Here is a 16569-nt window from a genome sequence, read left to right as displayed (position 1 = left end):
GGCAACTGCTGCTGCTCCCTGCTGCCGATCGGGGAATGAACCAGCCCCGAAATCCACAGGGTACTGCCGTGAGAGGATTCGCACCAGTTCCCAGTCAATGAGTCTCCTACTACCACGGTCCTCTGCTCTCCTGAGGGATGGTATTCATGGACAGGCCACTCCAGACTTGGCGGACATCCTTGCTAGGATGGGGATGACTGGTCACGGAGACGGGAATCATGCCTGCACAGGTGGAGGAAAAGTCGATTGTTCCGACAGTAATTGTTGGCGTGGGAGGTACAGGCATTGAGGTGCTATCGCGGGTGCGGCGACTGGTGGAAGAAACCTACGGCAGCCTGAAGCAGTTTCCCGTGATTAGCTTCCTCGCCATTGACACCGATCGCGACTACAAAGTGAGTAACCCCCTCGCCGCTGGCTCTCCCCTCAAGGACAACGAAAAGCACTGGGCCAGTGTCAGTGGCAAAAACGTGCAGCAAATCATTCAAAACCTCGACAACTACCCGTGGATTGCCTCTTGGTTTCCCAAGGAACTGGAGCGCAACATTACCGCCCTAGAGGCTGGGGCGGGTCAAATCCGTGCCTGTGGTCGGTTTGCCTTCTTTTGCAACTACCATGCGATTCAACAAAAGTTCCAAGCGGCCAGCGATCGCGTTAAAGGCCACGAAAGTTATATGCAAAGCCGCTATGGCCTCAAGGTCAACAATAGTAGCCTCAATGTCTTTATTACAGGTTCCCTCTCTGGGGGCACGGGTAGCGGTATGCTCATTGACCTCGGCTATTGTGTCCGCCATTGGCTCAAGGGGCAGTCGAGTCCTCTCGTCACGGGAATTGTGCCCATGCCCAATGCCTTTGCGGCCATTAGTGTCGGCGATCGCGTGCTGGCCAATGGCTATGCCGCCCTCATGGAACTCAGTTACTTTGCCGACTACCGCACCGAGTACGTGGCGCAATTTAGTAGCAGCCTCAGCGACGAAGTGCGCTACAACTGTCCTCCCTTTGACTTTACCTACCTCGTGGGCACCAAAAATGGCGAGAATGAATTCAAGCTCGATGAGATCCGCGAGATGATTGCCCAAAATATCTTTTTGGATCTCACTTCTGACTTTGCCCCCCACAAACGCTCGATTCGCGACAACATTAAGGCGGCTTGGGCCTCTCAGGATGCCGGGGGGCGGGGCTATCCCAAGAGCTTTATGGCCTTTGGCCTCTCCAGTGTCGAAATTCCCATTGCCCAAATTCGCGCCTCCTTGACCTATCGCCTTTGCCAAGACTTTATTCACTGGTGGCTGAACGAATCGGTGCAATTGCCACCCCAGCTTTTAGAGGTGACCCAGAGTCTCCTGAAACCCATGAACTTGCTGGATGTGGATTTGGTACTGGCCTTAGCAGCAGCGGGCGATCGCCCCTACATGCAGGAAATTTCCCGCTGGGTTAACGATCTACGCAATCAAATTAGCCGTGAAAACCGCCTTGAATGTACCCAACAGGGGGTAGGGGGCATGATTGGTGCCGAAAGAGGCAAAATTTTGCAATTTGTGCCTTGGCTGAGTGAACAGGTGGACAATTACCGTGCTGCCCACTTGCGCGAACTTAGCCCCGATGAGCGTCTCCACGGTGACTTTTTGCAGCGCATGTACGACAACCGCAATCAAATTATCCAGCAGGCTCGCCAAAGTCTTGAGGAGGAGTTCTACCGCATTGTTGAAGATCGCAATCGCGGACCCAAGTTTGCCAATGCCTTTCTGCTGCAAATTCGCCAAATTTTTGTCAGTCAGAAGGAAAAATATGACCGCGAAATTCAGCAAACTTGGCAACCCAATATCACCAATCGTCAGCGGCAATACGAAAATGCCCTGCAGGATATCCAGCACTTTAGCACTCTCTTTGGCATCTCCAAGCAAGCGAAAATGGAGGAATTCTGCCAGCAGGCTCTAGAAGGCATTGAGGGCAGTTTCAATGCCATCATTCAAGCTAAAGCCCGCTTTCTGGCCAAGGAGGTGATGGACAAACTAGAGGAATGGCTGCAAGGGATGGAGGCACGTCTTGCCAAGCTCAACCAGCGGCTCCTCAATTTACGGGATAGTTTCAAGGCGATGGCCGATAGTCAAGCGGATAGTGCCGATGCCCTGCGAATCAATGGGGTGAAGCTCTACGATCGCCAAGAACTCAATGGCCTCTATCAAGACTTGGTGGAACGCTATGCGGGTGCCAATACCGGGGTGCAGTCCACATTTGCCATTGGTCTAAACCAACTCTGTACCACAACGGCAGCAACGGTGTTGCAGGAGGCCAGTCCCCTCTGGAAGGAAACCCGCGCCGCCAATGAGGTGATGCGTCTCTTGGATTTGGCACAACTAGCGGATGTCCAAGAAAGTGACCTGCGGGAGATTATCCAAGAAACCGTACGGCGCACCGTGCAAAATGCCCCAGAAGAGAGCCGCCTTGTGCGGGATCTCACCGCCTGCGATCGCCTGTTGCAGTTCTATCGCAATGATGAAGCGGAGATCCTCAATGCCCTGCGCATGGCTTACCAAAAATCAAAGCCACTGCTATTGCTCTCCCAAGCGGTCATGAGTGGTCGTGATGCTGGCTTTACTCCTTCAGTGAATACCAATATTGCCATTGTTGGCGGTGAAAATACGGCTGATTTGGCTGCCAAAAAACTGATTCCCCTGCTCAAGAACCTCGTCAAACCGAATGGCCAGAGCATTACCAGTGATGACATCAAGCCCTTGGGCGATCGCGAACGCCACCGCATTGTCTTTGTCCAAGAGATGGGGGGCTTTTCCCTACGCTGTATTGAGGGCATGCCCGAACTGCGCCAGTCCTACCAAGATTGGCGAGGCCAAATGATTACCGCCAAACGCGCCCGCCTGCGGGGCGAAAACCGCGATTTGCCCATCCCCGTACATCTGCAAAAGGATCCCCCCTTCTGGGATGTCTTTCCAGAAAACCCCCAAATTCTAAAACTGGTGGTGATTGCTCGCGCCCTTGATGTCCTCAAACAAGCAGAAAACCGCGCCACCCGCGAAGCCACCATCCGCTACACCCGCCATACCGCCGTTGGTCTTGAAGATGTGGACATTGCCGCCAACTGGGAGGAAGTGACCCAAGTCCTAGAGGTGTTGGCCTGCCGTCCCGACTTAGAGGAAATTCAGCGCCAAGTGACCGTCATTCTCAAAGCAGCCGAAACCCCAGCAGAAAAGCAAGCCCTCTATGAGCATCTACTGAACTACTTGAAGCGACGCGAGGAAGAACTCCACAAAGCTGGGGGACGCGACAGCCTTGAATATAAGCGAGAAGCCGCCATTCTCCAAGAGGTGATCCAAACCTATCAATTGGCTCAAGGCACACCAGCCCCTAGCCCCACACCAACGTCCCCTGCTCCTGAACCACCTCCATCGCAACCCGAACCAACACCTGAAACCAGTGCTTCGGCGAGTTCCTCTGGCTTAGAGCAACTGCAACAACTCATGGCCATGTATCAGCAGGGGCTACTCTCAGAAGCGGAGTTCCAAGCGGCCAAGAAAAAACTACTGGGGCTATAGAGGAGCTCCCTGTAATTTCACAGAGATCTGTGGGAACACTTGAGAGTGAAGACGAGTCTAACCTGAGAGTCGCCCTATGTCTCCTTACCGTCTTAATTTGCCTTGGTTCTACCGATCGCTCATCCTCTCGAAAGGCCTTACCCTGATTGAACTGCTCGTCGTTGTCATTATTATTGCGATTTTGGCGGCGATCGCCCTCCCCTCCATGTTAAATCAAGCTACAAAAGCCCGCGAATCCCAAGCCAAAACAAACGTTGGTGCGGTCAACCGTGCGCAACAGGCCTACCGTTTGGCCAATCCCACATTCACCACTGACATCGCAAGTTTACAAATCGGCTTTAGTGATACGCCCGACTATGATTACGCAATCACCGCTGCGAATAGTAACTATGCTGAATTCCGAGCCACCCCTGAGCGTTCAGAATTGAAAGCATTTACGGGCTGCACCTATGCTACGTTTACAACACTAACCACAACCCAAATTTTAGAAGCTGCCCCCGCTGGTTCAGGAATTGCCTCACCCTCATCTTGCCCCGTTCCCACTCCCTGAAGTGTCTGATGCGTCTTCATCTAAGTGTTCTGCGACCGCCTCATAAAGAGCGAGGACATGGTGATCTAGCAATTGATAAAAGATATGCCGCCCTTGGCGACGAAACTTGACCAGTCGCATGGCCTTAAGCATCCGCAATTGATGGGAGACGGCAGACTCGCTCATTTCCAGTGCCACGGCAATATCGCCAACACAAAACTCCCCTTGGGCGAGCAAGGCGACAATCCGCAGTCGGTTGGCATCGGCTAGCAGGCCAAAAAATTGCGCCATCCGTTGGGCTTTCTCCGTGGAGAGCAGGCGATCGCTGGCTCGTGCCAAAGCCTCTGGATGATGAGGATGAGAAGGAGCAAAAATTTTAGTATTCATACTTCCATCATAGGCGTTGATCAGGTGCTAACTAATTGACGTTTGAACAACTGTTCAGATATATTAAAGGAGAGGTGAAGCATACCTCCCTTGTGTCACCCATTTGGAGAAAAAGCCATGACAACCGTTACCCAAATGAAATGTGCCTGCCCCCACTGCCTCTGCATTGTCTCCCTCAGCGAGGCCATCATGGTTGAGGGCAAACCCTACTGCTCCGAAGCCTGTGCCAACGGTACCTGCAAAGAAAGCGGTGGCTGTGGCCATACAGGCTGTGGCTGTAGCTAAGGTTCGCAATTTTTAGCTGAATGGGCGGGGAACTCCGCCCTTTGCCACCTTAGAACCTGAAAAAGTTAGAGTTTATTTAGAGGGAAAACGCAAATTAAGCGGCATATTTTAGCAGCAAGTTTAGGAGCAGTAACACCATTTTGTTCTTGCTCTGCCGTGCCTTTATTTATCGGTTTTGTTAAAGCTGGGTTGCTTATTTATTTAATGCTATCTCAGCCTAACAGATCCTTAGCCTGCTGTCGCTGTTGCCGATGGCGTCTATGCTTAAGGAACCCAAGAAAACTTCTGGGACACAAATAAAGGACAAGAAGGATTAGGAGCAACTCATAGCACCCACTGCGCCATGTGAGGCGAAGAAGAGTTTTCGTATCCAATATCTCTGCATTAATTTTGGTGTTTATCAATGTGGCTATGGCAATTCGGCGAAAACAGGCCTTAATCCCTCGGCGGTGGTGGTAAGGAGTTTGCTGAGAGTGTAACAACTCTACTAAAAAGGGTAATGAAGCAGGGAGTGCAGCTTGAGGGAGTTTACTGCAGCGATTCTCTGCATCTTGGTTATAGATAACAGTAACTATTGCTGCATGAGCCACAGGGTATTGGTACCCCAAGTGCCACCAAGCGATGTAGTCCTCATTTAGTTTGACACCCACGGGGAAGCCCCCAACAGAAAGTAGCGCCTCCTTGCAAACACAAGCAGTTGAGGAATTAACAATGCTTAGTCCTTGGGCATGGGCTTCAAAGAACCGCTCCACCATGCCTCGCCAGCCGTATGGCAACCCGCTTGGCGGCAAATAGTAGTCCCCATGTTGCCGAATTAGACAAAATGTACTCCACAAAGCGGCTTGCGGAAACTCCGTGATTAATGCTTGAAGAGTACTCAAGTGCTCGGGCAGCCACTCATCATCAGCATCTAAAAATGCGACGTAGGGATAACTGGCTTCCTGTAATCCGCGATTACGGGCGGCGCTCACCCCTTGGTTTGGCTGTTGAATCAAACGCACACCCTGATCCAAAAAGCCGCGAACAATTTCAGCGCTAGCATCAGTTGACCCATCATCAACCACAAGAATCTCAGCTGCTGGGCTGGTTTGCTGCAAAACGCTCCTCAGCGTATGAGCAATATGCCTAGCTTTGTTATACAAAGGAATTACCACAGAAATTTTGATCTCTGTTGTTGAATGCGGGGCCAACATCTGATAATCCGATAAAAGAGTAGCAAGGTTTGGACAAGGAGGGAGTGTCCTAAACGAACTTGAACCCGATACAGCTCAACAATCGATCCCAAAAGATCGCTACCACTGGTTCCATGGGGATGGAAACGCCCAGCAATAAAATCTCTCCTAGCAACCCTTGCCCCTGCACGAATTGCTTGCATAACAAAAAGCTGATCCGCTAGGAGAGGAAAATGGCGAGAGTATTGACCAACCCTTTGATGTAATGTGCGTCGAATTGCCAAGCCAACAGCATGACCAGTTACGTGAGCCTGCATGCCCTTCAACCATTCCCATGTTGGCTGCCAAACAGACGCTATGTCACGCTCTCCTATGTAATAGTTAGCAGTAACAAAATCCGCCTCTGTTTCCTCGCAAGCGATCTTGTATTGGGCAACTGCCTCAGGAAAGAGCTCGTCATCTGCACCCATCACCAGATAATAGTCTCCTGAGGCTAGGCGAATAGCACGGTTGAGGGCATCATAGATCCCAAAGTCGGGTCGCGAGTCGACAACGACTGCCTTGAGTTCAGCTGTTGCTGCTTCTATTAGCTCTAAAGTGCGATCTGTAGAGCCGCCATCGGCAACGACCCACTCAAAGTCTTGATCGGTTTGAGCAATCAACGACGCAATCAACCGTGGCAGGTGTCCCTCAGCATTATAGGTCGCAGTAATAATACTTAGAGTTGGTTGAGTGGGTTTCATGGGTTCAAGGTCGCTGCAATCGCACCATCTCGGCCTGAATACGCTGACTCAAGGCGCTGTCCTGCTGTGCTCGCAGTGTAATCGCATTGAATTGCTCTAAAGACATATTATATTTCCTCAGCACCTGCATTGCCTCACGCACATAGTTAGCACAGATGGTCTCCAAGCCACTGGGGATATTTTGGGGATTCATGCCAAAGCAAGAATTGCGGGGCACTTGACCTTGGAAAGCCACCTGAGCTTGACGGTAGTATTTTTGACGAATGGGTTCAATTTCCAGAACCACGCGGGCATAGTTCATGATCTCCCACGGAGCGATCGCATCTGTGCGCGGGGAAGTCTGAGCCAAGGAATGAGGTGAAGGCACAGGCACCAGCAGCAGACCTGCACTACACACAGCAAGGGGCAACCATTTCCAAGACATGAACCACCACACACAACGCATCCGACTACACTGTACTTGGAATCCCTAGAACCCCTTCAAGTTCCGCAACGCAGGCAAGCACCGCAGAGTAAAAACTGTTTTGGCTAAGATTGATCCCACAATAGGTAAATTTACCAGACTTTACAAAAAAGTTACATTCTTTGAAGTTTGCCCATCCACTCCGCCGCGCAACCAACCACTGCGGTATCCTAAATCTCGGTATTTATCTCCAGACTGCCCTTATTGTCGTAGCTTAGGGGCTTCCTGAGTTGGCGGCAGGGCATCCACCTGTCATCCTGATCGTTTTAGGAGCGGTTATTCCATGGCTCACACTGTCAAAATCTACGATACCTGCATTGGCTGCACCCAGTGTGTGCGGGCCTGCCCCACCGATGTGCTGGAAATGGTGCCTTGGGATGGTTGCAAAGCGGGTCAAATTGCCTCCTCCCCCCGCACGGAAGATTGCGTTGGCTGCAAACGCTGTGAAACGGCCTGTCCGACGGACTTTTTGAGTATTCGCGTCTATCTGGGTGCCGAAACCACCCGCAGTATGGGCCTAGCCTACTAGTTCCCTGTGTAATCTTCCTCGAATTCTTGATTGGGCTTGAGGCAATATCCCTACGTCTCAAGTCTTTTATTTGTTGTCTGCAGCACCAACCAACCCATACTCACTTACGGCTCAGGACTGATCCTCGTTGCTGAGGCGGTTTTGCAGGTCATCCACCGCTTCATTGATTTGGGCAATTTTGGCCTCTAGCTCTAGGCGCATAGACTCCATTAAGTTGTCATCACTGCCATTGAGGGGAGCAGTTTTATCCCCCTTCAGCCGCCCAGAGTCACTGGTGATTGCTTCGCTCAATCGATCCTTAACTAAAAGCGTGACAAGGGAACCCGCAATGCCACCAAAGAGGGCACCTGCTAGAAATCCCCAGCCAAAGCCATTGCCACGGTTATTCATAAAGAGACTGATCAGGCTTGATAACTATAGACTAGCCTACTGCACACCATGCGAAGATACCACAGGAGCAAGCTACCGCAAATTTAGCAGATTGGGAATGACGCCTACCGAGGGCACTCCAGTAGTAGCAGGAAAAAATCGGAAACTTTTTGGAAGGGGTGTTAATTTTGCTGCAGGGGGTGGGTATGTTATGCCTAGAGGCGAATATGTCTTGACCTAAGGAGTCTCAAAAATATGAAAACCGAACTGAAAGCAAAATTCCTCCAGCACCTGCTGGCCAAGAAAAAAGCCAACGAAGGGTTCACCCTCATTGAGCTGCTGGTGGTGGTGATCATCATCGGTATCTTGGCCGCCATTGCCCTGCCCTCCATGCTCAACCAGGCCGCTAAAGCTCGTCTCTCTAGCGCCAAGAACACGATCGGTGCCATCAACCGTGCCCAACAGGCCTACCGTCTAGAAAACACTGAGTTTGCCCCTAATGTCACACTCCTGAAGCTAGGGGTCTCGACACCTGATGGATACAACACGCCTGGAATTACGACTAATGCTGGGGCACATGCTATCGCCAAAACAACCTCTATTGACAACCAAGGGACAGGGGTCACAGGTTGTGTGACGGTGGCCAACGGTATCACGACCTCTACAATTGTGACAGGCACCGGTGCTAATGCTCCTGACTGCCCTTCTTCCTAACTGCCCTTCTTAGGTCAATGCAGTAGGACTGCCTAAGTTTTTTGTAGAGTTTTACTGATCAAACCTGAAGTGCCAAGAATTCTGTATTCTTGGCCTTTTATTTATATCTAGATTTTATTTTGAATGTGCTTGAGCATGACTTTAGTGCGCTGAAGCAAGTGCGGATGTATGCGGGGTCAAACTGTTCTATGGATGAGAAGATTCGCAAGTATTGTGCTGGATAATGTCTCATTTTTGATTGGAATAGCTATATTAGTCTTAAGTTAAGTTTTAAGTCAAAGTTGGCTTTACTAAGTCAAACCAAACTAGAGCTAAAACGAGGTATTCTTGGCTTTTTTCACCAAAAACTACTACCTTAAGAGAAAATTAGTCTGGTCAGTTACCCTCTGCTCCTATGCGCATTCTCTTTATTGATCGGATTGGTTGGCAGTACACACTCAACACACCCTATGAAGCTCCCTTAGGGGGGTCACAGTCGGCGTTGTGTTATCTGGCGGAGCAATTGCAACAGCGAGGGCACGAGGTTTGGCTCTTCAATAACACGCGGCACATTGAATGTATTCGGCAGGTTCCCCATCTGCCCCTAGCTTGGCTGACGCTGCCATTCCTTGAGCAACTGCAACCTGATGTGGCCATTATTTTGAATAGTACCGCTGCGGCTGACCAGCTTCGTTTAGTGTTGCCACCCCAGACTCCCCTATTACTATGGACACAACACGCTGCCGATCAACTTGATGTTCAATCTTTACATTCATCCGAACATCAGGAGGTCTATCAACGGATTATCTTAATTAGTCAATGGCAGCAAGAGCAATATATTGAAGTATTCAAAATTCCTGTTGAGAAAACCGCTGTCCTGCGTAATGCCATTGCCCCTTGTTTTGAAAACCTTTTTGATCCTACAGAATCTATCCTTAAGGCAAAGGCGCAACCTTTGACACTGGCCTATACGAGTACCCCCTTTCGCGGTTTGAATCTACTTCTTGATCTCATGCCTTCGCTGCAGGCGAGCCATCCCTCAGTACGTCTCAATGTCTATTCCAGCATGAAGGTCTATCAAGCCAGCGAGGCTGAGGATCAACAGCGGTATGGAAACCTCTACCAACGCTGCCATGACTTGACCAATGTCAATTATATTGGCTCACTCCCCCAACCAGAACTAGCTCAAGCCCTCAAATCCACTGCCATTTGGGCCTATACGAATACCTTTGCTGAAACCTCCTGCATTGCCGCAATGGAGGCTATGGCCAGCGGTTGCTACGTCATTACTAGTGAACTGGGTGCCCTCCCTGAAACAACAGCGGGCTTTGCTGACCTCATCCCTCTTCCCCACGAGGACTATCTGGCTGCCTATGGCCGCGTGCTTGATCGGGTGATTCAACGGTTTAAAGACCCTCAAGCCCATGCCGCCCTCGATGCCCATCTCCGTGCTCAAGTGGACTACATCAATCGCCACTGCACATGGTCAGTTCGTGCCCGCGAATGGGAAGCATTCCTAGAACAGGTGTTGACAGAGTCTGTGGTAATGTTGGGCAACTGGCAGCAGCGACTTCGCTATTATCTTGAACAGCGACGATATGAGGATGTACTAGCTGCCTGCGAGACATTGAGCGAGCAGTTTCCTGCAGAGCACTACTGGGTTGCCTATCAAGGCGCCACGTACATTTTTCAGGACAAAGAGACAGAGGCACAGCTGCTGTGGTCAGTGTATCTCAGTGACTTTACTGAAGAAGAGCAAGTAGAAATTACCGCAACATGGGCACCCATCTTATTGGAGCTTGCAAATTTACCCTGCAACACCTCAGAGCTGCAATTTGCTCTCACAAGCTACGCCTACGAATTTACCCCTAACTTCAAGATAGGGTTGAAATTACTAAACCTCTCACTTGAATTACGATTTGGCACAGAAGAAATTACTCACTTGTTACATCAACTCACTGCTTTATTGACACCAAATAAAGGCTTAGAGGAAATTAACCCTAATGATGTTGTTAATACAGTGCAGCACTTGGTAGGTTACAGCAGTGAGCTAGAGGGGTTGCCTGAGTTTATCAAAGCGCTAGGCCAATATCCATCACTGCAACCTGCGCTTGAGAAGGCAGTGTTTGAAATGCTCAATAATCATCCTGCTAGCCTAGCTCCTTCCCTAGCTGAGGTTTGCCTAAAAATTGCTGAGGAAAAATGGGGATTGTACGAGTTTATTTCCCGTATTTGTGCTAAGAGCAAGTTACATGAGTTGGCACTTTACTGTGCAAATAAGCTCTTTGATTATCCACTGACACTTTTGGGGGAGGATGTCAGCCCCACTTCTAAACTGCACGTGCTACAAACGTTTAAGTATGATCTCAATTATTCTGAAGAAGTTGCAAATCTGTGGAAGAGATGGTTTGAGAACGTCGATCGCTGTAATCAATTTCTTGTAGAGAATATCAGCAGTCAACAAATTGACTTTGGCAGCATCTTTTATGCTATCTCTTCTTACTTTCATCTGACACATCAATTTGATGAACCTTCTAAAATTAAACCAATCTATAACAGGCGTAATAAAGTCTTTTATGAAAATGCTCAGTACTTTCTACCCGTCAATAATTACTATGCTAATCATCAACTATCTTTACATTCTTCTATAGAGAGTTCATCTACTGAGAAAATTAAAGTTGGATTTATTGGCACTTGTTTTCACGAGCATCCTGCGGGTCATCAGGTTCGTGCCTTTATTCGGTTGTACGATCGCCAGCAGTTTGAATTTTATGGCTATAATCCATGGTTTCGTACCAGTAAGGAAGACCAACTTTCTCGCTGGTTTCAAGTTAGTTTCGATTACTTTCGCAGTTGTGACACAAAAGTCAATGAGATTGCTCAGCAGATTTATGACGATAAAATTGATGTTCTCATTGACTTAGATAGCTGCACCAGTGACCTTACCTATCAAGTTCTCACCCTCAAGCCAGCACCTGTACAAGCGACATGGGTGGGCTTTGATGCCATTGGCTTGCCAACAGTAGATTACTTTATTGTTGACCCTTACATTCTGCCTGAGGGAGCGCAAGCATGGTACACAGAAACCCTGTGGCGCCTGCCGGATTGTTATCTCTCCCTTGATGGCTATGAGGTGGCCAACAAAACTGGGATTCGCGATCAATTGGGGCTGAGTGCCGATACGGTAATCTTTCTCTGTGCCCAGCGAGCCAGTAAAATTCAACCCGAAATGCTCAAGCTGCAATTTGCCATTGTTGAAGCGGTGCCAAATGCTGTACTCATTGTGAAATATCACAGTAGCAGTCCCATCTTTGAGGAGTGGTGCCGTAGTGTTGCTGAAGCTGCCGGATTTGATTTAAGCAAACTCTATTTCTTGACATCAAATCCGCCAGAGATCCACCGTGCCAATCTTTACGATGTAGATGTAGTACTCGATACCTATCCCTATGTGGGGGGGGCAATGAGCCTAGAGGCGCTATGGATGGAGGTGCCAATTGTGACGAAGGTGGGTCAGCAGTTTGTGGCACGGCACACCTACACTTTCCTCAAAAATGTTGGCGTTGAGGAGGGGATTGCCTTCAATGATGAGGAGTATGTGAATTGGGGAATTCGTTTCGGGACGGAGCCAGACCTGCGGCAGCAGGTCAGCTGGAAACTGCGGCAAGCTAAACGCTATGCCCCCCTGTGGAATCCCCAACGCTTTAGCCGTGAGATGGAGCAAGCCCTAACGGCCATGGTGAATCGGTATCGGACAGGGGAGTTGGTTGTGCCCCCGCGCCATCGAGTCGGAGAATAGAGCCAGTCATCGAGTTTGCTTAATTTTCTCCATAGAGTTCAATGTCTATAAGTATTTCAGATACCTTGGAAGCCTTAGATTACGAAAACGATACAAGGAGGGGTTTGCAGTTGCCAATCAAGGCTGAGGTTTTCCCCTAGTATCTAAATTGGAGCGTGATGGCTCCCTGCCTTTTCCATATAAGAGAGGACAAGATTCATGGCAACCTACAAAGTAACGCTTGTGCGTCCTGATGGAAGCGAAACAACCATTGATGTGCCCGAAGATGAGTACATTCTGGATGTGGCTGAAGAGCAAGGCCTAGACCTGCCCTTCTCCTGCCGTGCTGGTGCTTGCTCGACCTGTGCTGGCAAGCTGCTGGAAGGGGAAGTGGATCAGTCGGATCAATCCTTCTTGGATGATGACCAAATCGAGAAGGGCTTTGTGCTCACCTGTGTCGCCTATCCCCGCTCTGATTGTAAAATCCTCACCAACCAAGAGGAAGAACTTTACTAAGGCGATTTTGCACAATTTATCTTGCTGGGGCGGTTGTCGTGGGGCAGCGCCCCTTTATTTTGGTGACGGAGTCCTTAAGATGGAAGTAGTGATTGGTGCCGGCTGATGGTTTCCGACTTGCCCTCCACTGGTGATTTGATTATCCGTCCCTTGGCCTATCGGGATGTGGAGGTGGTGGAACAGCGGCTGTGCCATGAAGGGGTACATGATCAACCCTTTGGTCTGCCGTCCTTGGCGGGTGGCCTGATGACCTCACCGCTGCATCTATTGCAGTGGCTAACGGGGATGAGCAAGCTGCGGATTTATGTCGCGGAGCGGGACAACCAAGTGTTAGGCGTTGTGCAAGTGGCTCCCTTTAATGAAAGTCGCACCACATGGCAGGTGCAGCAATTGGCCGCCCAAGAGTTTACGGAGGTGGGGACACAACTCCTGCGCCACTGTTTTAGTACCCTTGTGGAAGCCCGTACTTGGATGGTTGAAATCAATATTGACCACCGTGAAGCACTAGACCTCTACCGCCAAAATGGCTTTCAACCCTTGGCGCATCTCACCTACTGGCAAATTTCAGCGGATCAGTTGGCAGAACTGGCACAGGGCACGCCTTGCTTGCCTAATTTGCTGAAGGTCACGAATGCTGATGCACGGTTGCTGCATGAGTTGGATACGATGTCGATGCCGGCACTGGTGCGCCAAGTCTTTAATCGCCACTATCGGGACTTTCAAACGAGTCTTTTGGATTGGCTACACCACGGTTTGGCCAGTTGGTCGCAACAGGTACAAGTGCATCGTGCTTATGTGTTTGAACCACAGCGGAAGGTGGCGATCGCCTCCTATACACTCCATACCAGCCAAGATGGACACACGCCCCACTGGCTAGACTTAACAGTACATCCTGCCTATACAAATCTGTATCCAGGGGTACTGACCCACATTGCTCGCTTGGTGCAGGCCTATCCGCCCGTACCTCTACTGCTGTCTTCGACGGATTACCAAGGGGAGCGAGAAGCCTACCTTGAAAGCTGGGCTGAACCTATCCGCCGCAGTTTAATGATGTCGCGCTCGGTGTGGCACAAGGTGCGGGAAGTGCGATCGCCCCTGCCGGAAGGCCTGACCTTATCAGAAGTGCTGCAAGGCCTGCAAACCCATCGCCGCCCTCAACCCGGTCAGATTCATACCAAAGAGGGAGCACAGGCCTACTACCGCGAGCACCCACCCGAAAACACATCGCCCCCAGAAGCCCAATCCTAATCTTGGGAGAGGGAAATTTCCGAGGTTTCAGTGTAGCCTTGGAGAGCTTGTAAAAGGCGTTGGATTGCGGTTTCATTGTCGAGGGGCAACCGTTCAGGTTCAGCAACAGCCGTGCGCTGGGTGAGCTGCGGCAGAGTTTCGAGGGGTTGACCGTAGGTATTGCCCTTGGTGGCCAGCGGTGTACTGGGGGGCAGTGGATTGAGGAAGCTAATTTGCTCGGGCAAGTAGAAGATGGGTTGCAGGTGCTCTAGGGGGAAGGTGCCATAGCCGTGGGCATCCGCTGGATGGTGTTGCCAGTAGTCAAGAAGGGTCTGGCGATCGCAAAAACCCAGCATCTGTGCCTGACGGCGATCGCGATCCAAACCAACAGCAACCGCCAAATCGGCGTTGATCACCCCCAAAAATGTCGGGCAATGAATCCGCACAGACTCTCCCGCCTCGACAGGATAGATAGATAACTGCACCCCTTCCAAGTTGAGATCCGCAATGTCCACAAGGTCAAGAACCTCTGGCCGCTCACACCAAGTGGTACTCAAGGTCAGATCATCGGGCAGATCGTCCAGATCATCCTGCTTACTGGGAACACCCTCATTTTCCCACCAGTCTATGAACGAGTAGAGGGCAACCAAATAGGGCAGAACCTGCCGTTGCCGACTGGGACGACATCCCTGAAGCACCCCATGGGCGGCATCCAATATCAGGGAACGAATGGGAACAGTCGGTGCCAAAAAGGAAGTCATAGCCGTCGTCATCCAAACCAAGTACGAAAAAGCGAGGCTGCCTAGGGAAGGTAGTAAATATCGTTATGCTCACACCACTGCGCAAGTTTGGCCTCTATTTGCTCATCAATTTGTTTTGCGGTGCAGAGGCCACGGGCATAGTCAGGGTGAATTTCACGGCGGGTTTGCCGTCGTTGATGGGGGCTGGGGATTGATTGGGTTTCATACCATCGCCTCATCCATTGCGGAATCTGGGGATCTTGAAAGAATTTACGGTAGAGCCACAGGCGATATTCACGACCGAGGCAGCGAGAAATCGTGGGCTGGCTGACAAAGAGTTCACGGGCAATTTCCGCTTGGGTACGGCGACGCTCACACCAATCCCTGACCCATGTCGGCGTCTGCGGATCATTGAGAAACTCCACCATGCACTCCACCCCTTGGCCATTGCTGGTTGGCAGTGTGCGGGTATCGGGATAGTTGTCAATCCATTCTTGGTTGCTGTCGGTGGAGCAAATGTTCAGAGAGCGAGTGGACTGCACATAACGTCCAAGAATACGCCGCACCTGTTGATGAATGTCGCGGGTGTACTCGATCGTCCAGCCCAAGAGTTGGGCAATGTGCTGGCGCAAGCGAGCCGTCGAAGCACGGATACGGGGATCGGTAATTTCCGTTTGGACAATCGTAATCAACTGAGCGCAGGCTTTGGGATCAATCTCCCGTTTTACCTCAGGGGGTGCTGCTTGATAACGATCTTGAAAGACTTGCAGGGCGCGGTTGTCATAGAAGAGCAGTTCATCGGCCTCGCGCTTGAGGAGTTTGCGTTTTTCATCCGCCAGTTTATTGCTGATGACCGTGCGCACCCATGCTTCAAAGGTGGGACGACCATGACCAGTGGCACCAAAGGGCTTGAGGGGGTCAAAGGACTTCATTGCTTCCCAGAGCCAGCCCGTGAGGTTACTTTGGCATTGCTCGGGATCAGAGCTACCCAGACAGACCGTGCGCAGGAGATCGCGGTACTCTTGGCGAAACTGGGGGGATAGGAGAACCGTTGCACCGAGTTCTTGACGTAGGCACTGGATAAAGAAGGCGAGGAAACACTCGGCCTCTGTCAGTTCGGGGGAGGGATTGCGGTTGGCTAGGACTGGGCGACTAAAGGCAAGCACCAGTTGCTTCAGGGGTTGATTGTACTGGCCACGATTGAGGCGATCGTACTCATCCTGAATGATGGTGGCAGGAATTTGCACTATGCGCAGCACAGTTTTGTGAACAGCCTGCTGCTGCAGTTGTTCGCGACTGAGATGTTCTAAGCAGCGGGGAAAAAGGCGAAAATAGGCTTCCACTAAGCGTTGGAGATACCCCCCTCGTTGGCTGAGATGGCTATCAATGTTGCGCTCTAGAACCGCTTGCAGGACTTGAGAGAGGGGCTTGATGACGGCGGGCGATCGCTCCCCGGCTAAATAACGAGACCGAGCTGCCTGCAATAACTGCGGCAGTTGTTCCACCTCAAGATCAGGACTGCGGGTCGAGAGACTCATCCGAAATCGGCAACGTGAAAATAATTTAATTACTCAACATAGTAGCGGTTTTTGC

Annotated in this window: 15 protein-coding genes and 1 pseudogene; 9 read left to right on the top strand and 7 right to left on the bottom strand. The window is 50.6% G+C overall.

Translation table 11 applies throughout. The annotated features are described in order from the left end of the window. The first annotated feature begins 218 nt into the window (after positions 1 to 218). Both M0644_RS00200 and M0644_RS00195 read left to right on the top strand, forming a co-directional pair. Positions 219 to 3548: a tubulin-like doman-containing protein gene (locus M0644_RS00200; RefSeq protein ID WP_286626076.1), complete on the top strand. Its 3330-nt coding sequence runs from the start codon at positions 219 to 221 to the stop codon at positions 3546 to 3548. Positions 3549 to 3624: 76 nt separating this feature from the next. After that, positions 3625 to 4098 (top strand): type IV pilin-like G/H family protein, encoded by a 474-nt coding sequence (locus tag M0644_RS00195; RefSeq protein WP_286626075.1) that lies wholly within the window; start codon positions 3625 to 3627, stop codon positions 4096 to 4098. Here the strand turns inward: M0644_RS00195 and M0644_RS00190 are convergent. Further along, positions 4072 to 4464, bottom strand: coding sequence for a helix-turn-helix transcriptional regulator (locus tag M0644_RS00190; RefSeq protein ID WP_286626074.1), 393 nt, complete (start codon positions 4462 to 4464; stop codon positions 4072 to 4074). The genes M0644_RS00195 and M0644_RS00190 overlap by 27 nt on opposite strands. 117 nt (positions 4465 to 4581) lie before the next feature. Between M0644_RS00190 and M0644_RS00185 the strand changes: the two genes are divergently transcribed. Together M0644_RS00185 and M0644_RS13095 are read left to right on the top strand one after the other, a co-directional pair. Next, positions 4582 to 4749 carry a metallothionein gene (locus tag M0644_RS00185; protein ID WP_206200560.1) on the top strand — a complete coding sequence of 56 codons (168 nt, stop codon included), beginning with the start codon at positions 4582 to 4584 and terminating at the stop codon, positions 4747 to 4749. Between the two features lie 55 nt (positions 4750 to 4804). Then, positions 4805 to 4941: pseudogene (locus M0644_RS13095) on the top strand (permease); the annotation flags it as partial. A gap of 20 nt (positions 4942 to 4961) precedes the next feature. Here M0644_RS13095 and M0644_RS00180 read toward each other — a convergent pair. The 3 genes from M0644_RS00180 to M0644_RS00170 are packed head-to-tail and all read right to left on the bottom strand — an operon-like array spanning position 4962 to position 7088. Continuing rightward, positions 4962 to 5942, bottom strand: a complete 981-nt coding sequence (locus M0644_RS00180; protein ID WP_286626072.1) for a glycosyltransferase family A protein — start codon at positions 5940 to 5942, stop codon at positions 4962 to 4964. Next, positions 5897 to 6664, bottom strand: coding sequence for a glycosyltransferase (locus M0644_RS00175; RefSeq protein WP_286626071.1), 768 nt, complete (start codon positions 6662 to 6664; stop codon positions 5897 to 5899). The genes M0644_RS00180 and M0644_RS00175 overlap by 46 nt, the downstream gene beginning before the upstream one ends. A 4-nt stretch (positions 6665 to 6668) precedes the next feature. Continuing rightward, positions 6669 to 7088: a DUF4168 domain-containing protein gene (locus M0644_RS00170; RefSeq protein WP_206200556.1), complete on the bottom strand. Its 420-nt coding sequence runs from the start codon at positions 7086 to 7088 to the stop codon at positions 6669 to 6671. 322 nt (positions 7089 to 7410) lie between these two features. Between M0644_RS00170 and psaC the strand changes: the two genes are divergently transcribed. After that, positions 7411 to 7656, top strand: a complete 246-nt coding sequence (psaC, locus tag M0644_RS00165; RefSeq protein WP_011056855.1) for a photosystem I iron-sulfur center protein PsaC — start codon at positions 7411 to 7413, stop codon at positions 7654 to 7656. Positions 7657 to 7767: 111 nt separating this feature from the next. On the opposite strand, the gene M0644_RS00160 is transcribed toward psaC, so the two are convergent. Continuing rightward, entirely contained in the window at positions 7768 to 8046 is a 279-nt protein-coding gene (locus M0644_RS00160; protein ID WP_286626067.1) for a hypothetical protein, read from the bottom strand. A 234-nt stretch (positions 8047 to 8280) separates the two neighbouring features. On the opposite strand from M0644_RS00160, the gene M0644_RS00155 reads away from it, so the two are divergent. The 4 genes from M0644_RS00155 (at position 8281) to M0644_RS00135 (ending at position 14257) form a co-directional block, all read left to right on the top strand. Then, positions 8281 to 8739, top strand: coding sequence for a type IV pilin-like G/H family protein (locus M0644_RS00155; RefSeq protein WP_286626065.1), 459 nt, complete (start codon positions 8281 to 8283; stop codon positions 8737 to 8739). A 394-nt stretch (positions 8740 to 9133) separates the two neighbouring features. Next, complete coding sequence (locus M0644_RS00145; protein WP_286626063.1) at positions 9134 to 12514, top strand: glycosyltransferase; 3381 nt, start codon at positions 9134 to 9136, stop codon at positions 12512 to 12514. 198 nt (positions 12515 to 12712) lie between these two features. Then, positions 12713 to 13009 carry a ferredoxin PetF1 gene (petF1, locus tag M0644_RS00140; RefSeq protein WP_011056851.1) on the top strand — a complete coding sequence of 99 codons (297 nt, stop codon included), beginning with the start codon at positions 12713 to 12715 and terminating at the stop codon, positions 13007 to 13009. A gap of 105 nt (positions 13010 to 13114) precedes the next feature. Continuing rightward, the gene (locus M0644_RS00135) at positions 13115 to 14257 is read left to right on the top strand and encodes a GNAT family N-acetyltransferase (RefSeq protein ID WP_286626056.1); all 1143 of its coding nucleotides are present in this window, start codon (positions 13115 to 13117) and stop codon (positions 14255 to 14257) included. On the opposite strand, the gene M0644_RS00130 is transcribed toward M0644_RS00135, so the two are convergent. Together M0644_RS00130 and M0644_RS00125 are read right to left on the bottom strand one after the other, a co-directional pair. Continuing rightward, positions 14254 to 14997: a hypothetical protein gene (locus tag M0644_RS00130; protein ID WP_286626053.1), complete on the bottom strand. Its 744-nt coding sequence runs from the start codon at positions 14995 to 14997 to the stop codon at positions 14254 to 14256. The genes M0644_RS00135 and M0644_RS00130 overlap by 4 nt on opposite strands. Before the next feature lie 41 nt (positions 14998 to 15038). After that, on the bottom strand, positions 15039 to 16514 hold the full coding sequence (locus M0644_RS00125) for a hypothetical protein (RefSeq protein WP_286626051.1): 1476 nt from the start codon (positions 16512 to 16514) through the stop codon (positions 15039 to 15041). Positions 16515 to 16569: the final 55 nt, after the last annotated feature.

The sequence above is a fragment of the Thermosynechococcus sp. B1 genome (assembly GCF_030322985.1).
GTDB lineage: Bacteria > Cyanobacteriota > Cyanobacteriia > Thermosynechococcales > Thermosynechococcaceae > Thermosynechococcus.
Note: the sequence above shows the minus strand (reverse complement) of the source record. Positions and strands in the feature narration are given on the sequence as shown.

What these genes read in the sequence shown, in the direction of transcription:
- M0644_RS00200 (WP_286626076.1), top strand. Translation starts at nt 219, where the DNA reads ATGCCTGCACAGGTGGAGGAAAAGTCGATTGTTCCGACAGTAATTGTT.
- M0644_RS00195 (WP_286626075.1), top strand. Translation starts at nt 3,625, where the DNA reads ATGTCTCCTTACCGTCTTAATTTGCCTTGGTTCTACCGATCGCTCATC.
- M0644_RS00190 (WP_286626074.1), bottom strand. Translation starts at nt 4,464, where the DNA reads ATGAATACTAAAATTTTTGCTCCTTCTCATCCTCATCATCCAGAGGCT.
- M0644_RS00185 (WP_206200560.1), top strand. Translation starts at nt 4,582, where the DNA reads ATGACAACCGTTACCCAAATGAAATGTGCCTGCCCCCACTGCCTCTGC.
- M0644_RS00180 (WP_286626072.1), bottom strand. Translation starts at nt 5,942, where the DNA reads ATGTTGGCCCCGCATTCAACAACAGAGATCAAAATTTCTGTGGTAATT.
- M0644_RS00175 (WP_286626071.1), bottom strand. Translation starts at nt 6,664, where the DNA reads ATGAAACCCACTCAACCAACTCTAAGTATTATTACTGCGACCTATAAT.
- M0644_RS00170 (WP_206200556.1), bottom strand. Translation starts at nt 7,088, where the DNA reads ATGTCTTGGAAATGGTTGCCCCTTGCTGTGTGTAGTGCAGGTCTGCTG.
- psaC (WP_011056855.1), top strand. Translation starts at nt 7,411, where the DNA reads ATGGCTCACACTGTCAAAATCTACGATACCTGCATTGGCTGCACCCAG.
- M0644_RS00160 (WP_286626067.1), bottom strand. Translation starts at nt 8,046, where the DNA reads ATGAATAACCGTGGCAATGGCTTTGGCTGGGGATTTCTAGCAGGTGCC.
- M0644_RS00155 (WP_286626065.1), top strand. Translation starts at nt 8,281, where the DNA reads ATGAAAACCGAACTGAAAGCAAAATTCCTCCAGCACCTGCTGGCCAAG.
- M0644_RS00145 (WP_286626063.1), top strand. Translation starts at nt 9,134, where the DNA reads ATGCGCATTCTCTTTATTGATCGGATTGGTTGGCAGTACACACTCAAC.
- petF1 (WP_011056851.1), top strand. Translation starts at nt 12,713, where the DNA reads ATGGCAACCTACAAAGTAACGCTTGTGCGTCCTGATGGAAGCGAAACA.
- M0644_RS00135 (WP_286626056.1), top strand. Translation starts at nt 13,115, where the DNA reads ATGGTTTCCGACTTGCCCTCCACTGGTGATTTGATTATCCGTCCCTTG.
- M0644_RS00130 (WP_286626053.1), bottom strand. Translation starts at nt 14,997, where the DNA reads ATGACTTCCTTTTTGGCACCGACTGTTCCCATTCGTTCCCTGATATTG.
- M0644_RS00125 (WP_286626051.1), bottom strand. Translation starts at nt 16,514, where the DNA reads ATGAGTCTCTCGACCCGCAGTCCTGATCTTGAGGTGGAACAACTGCCG.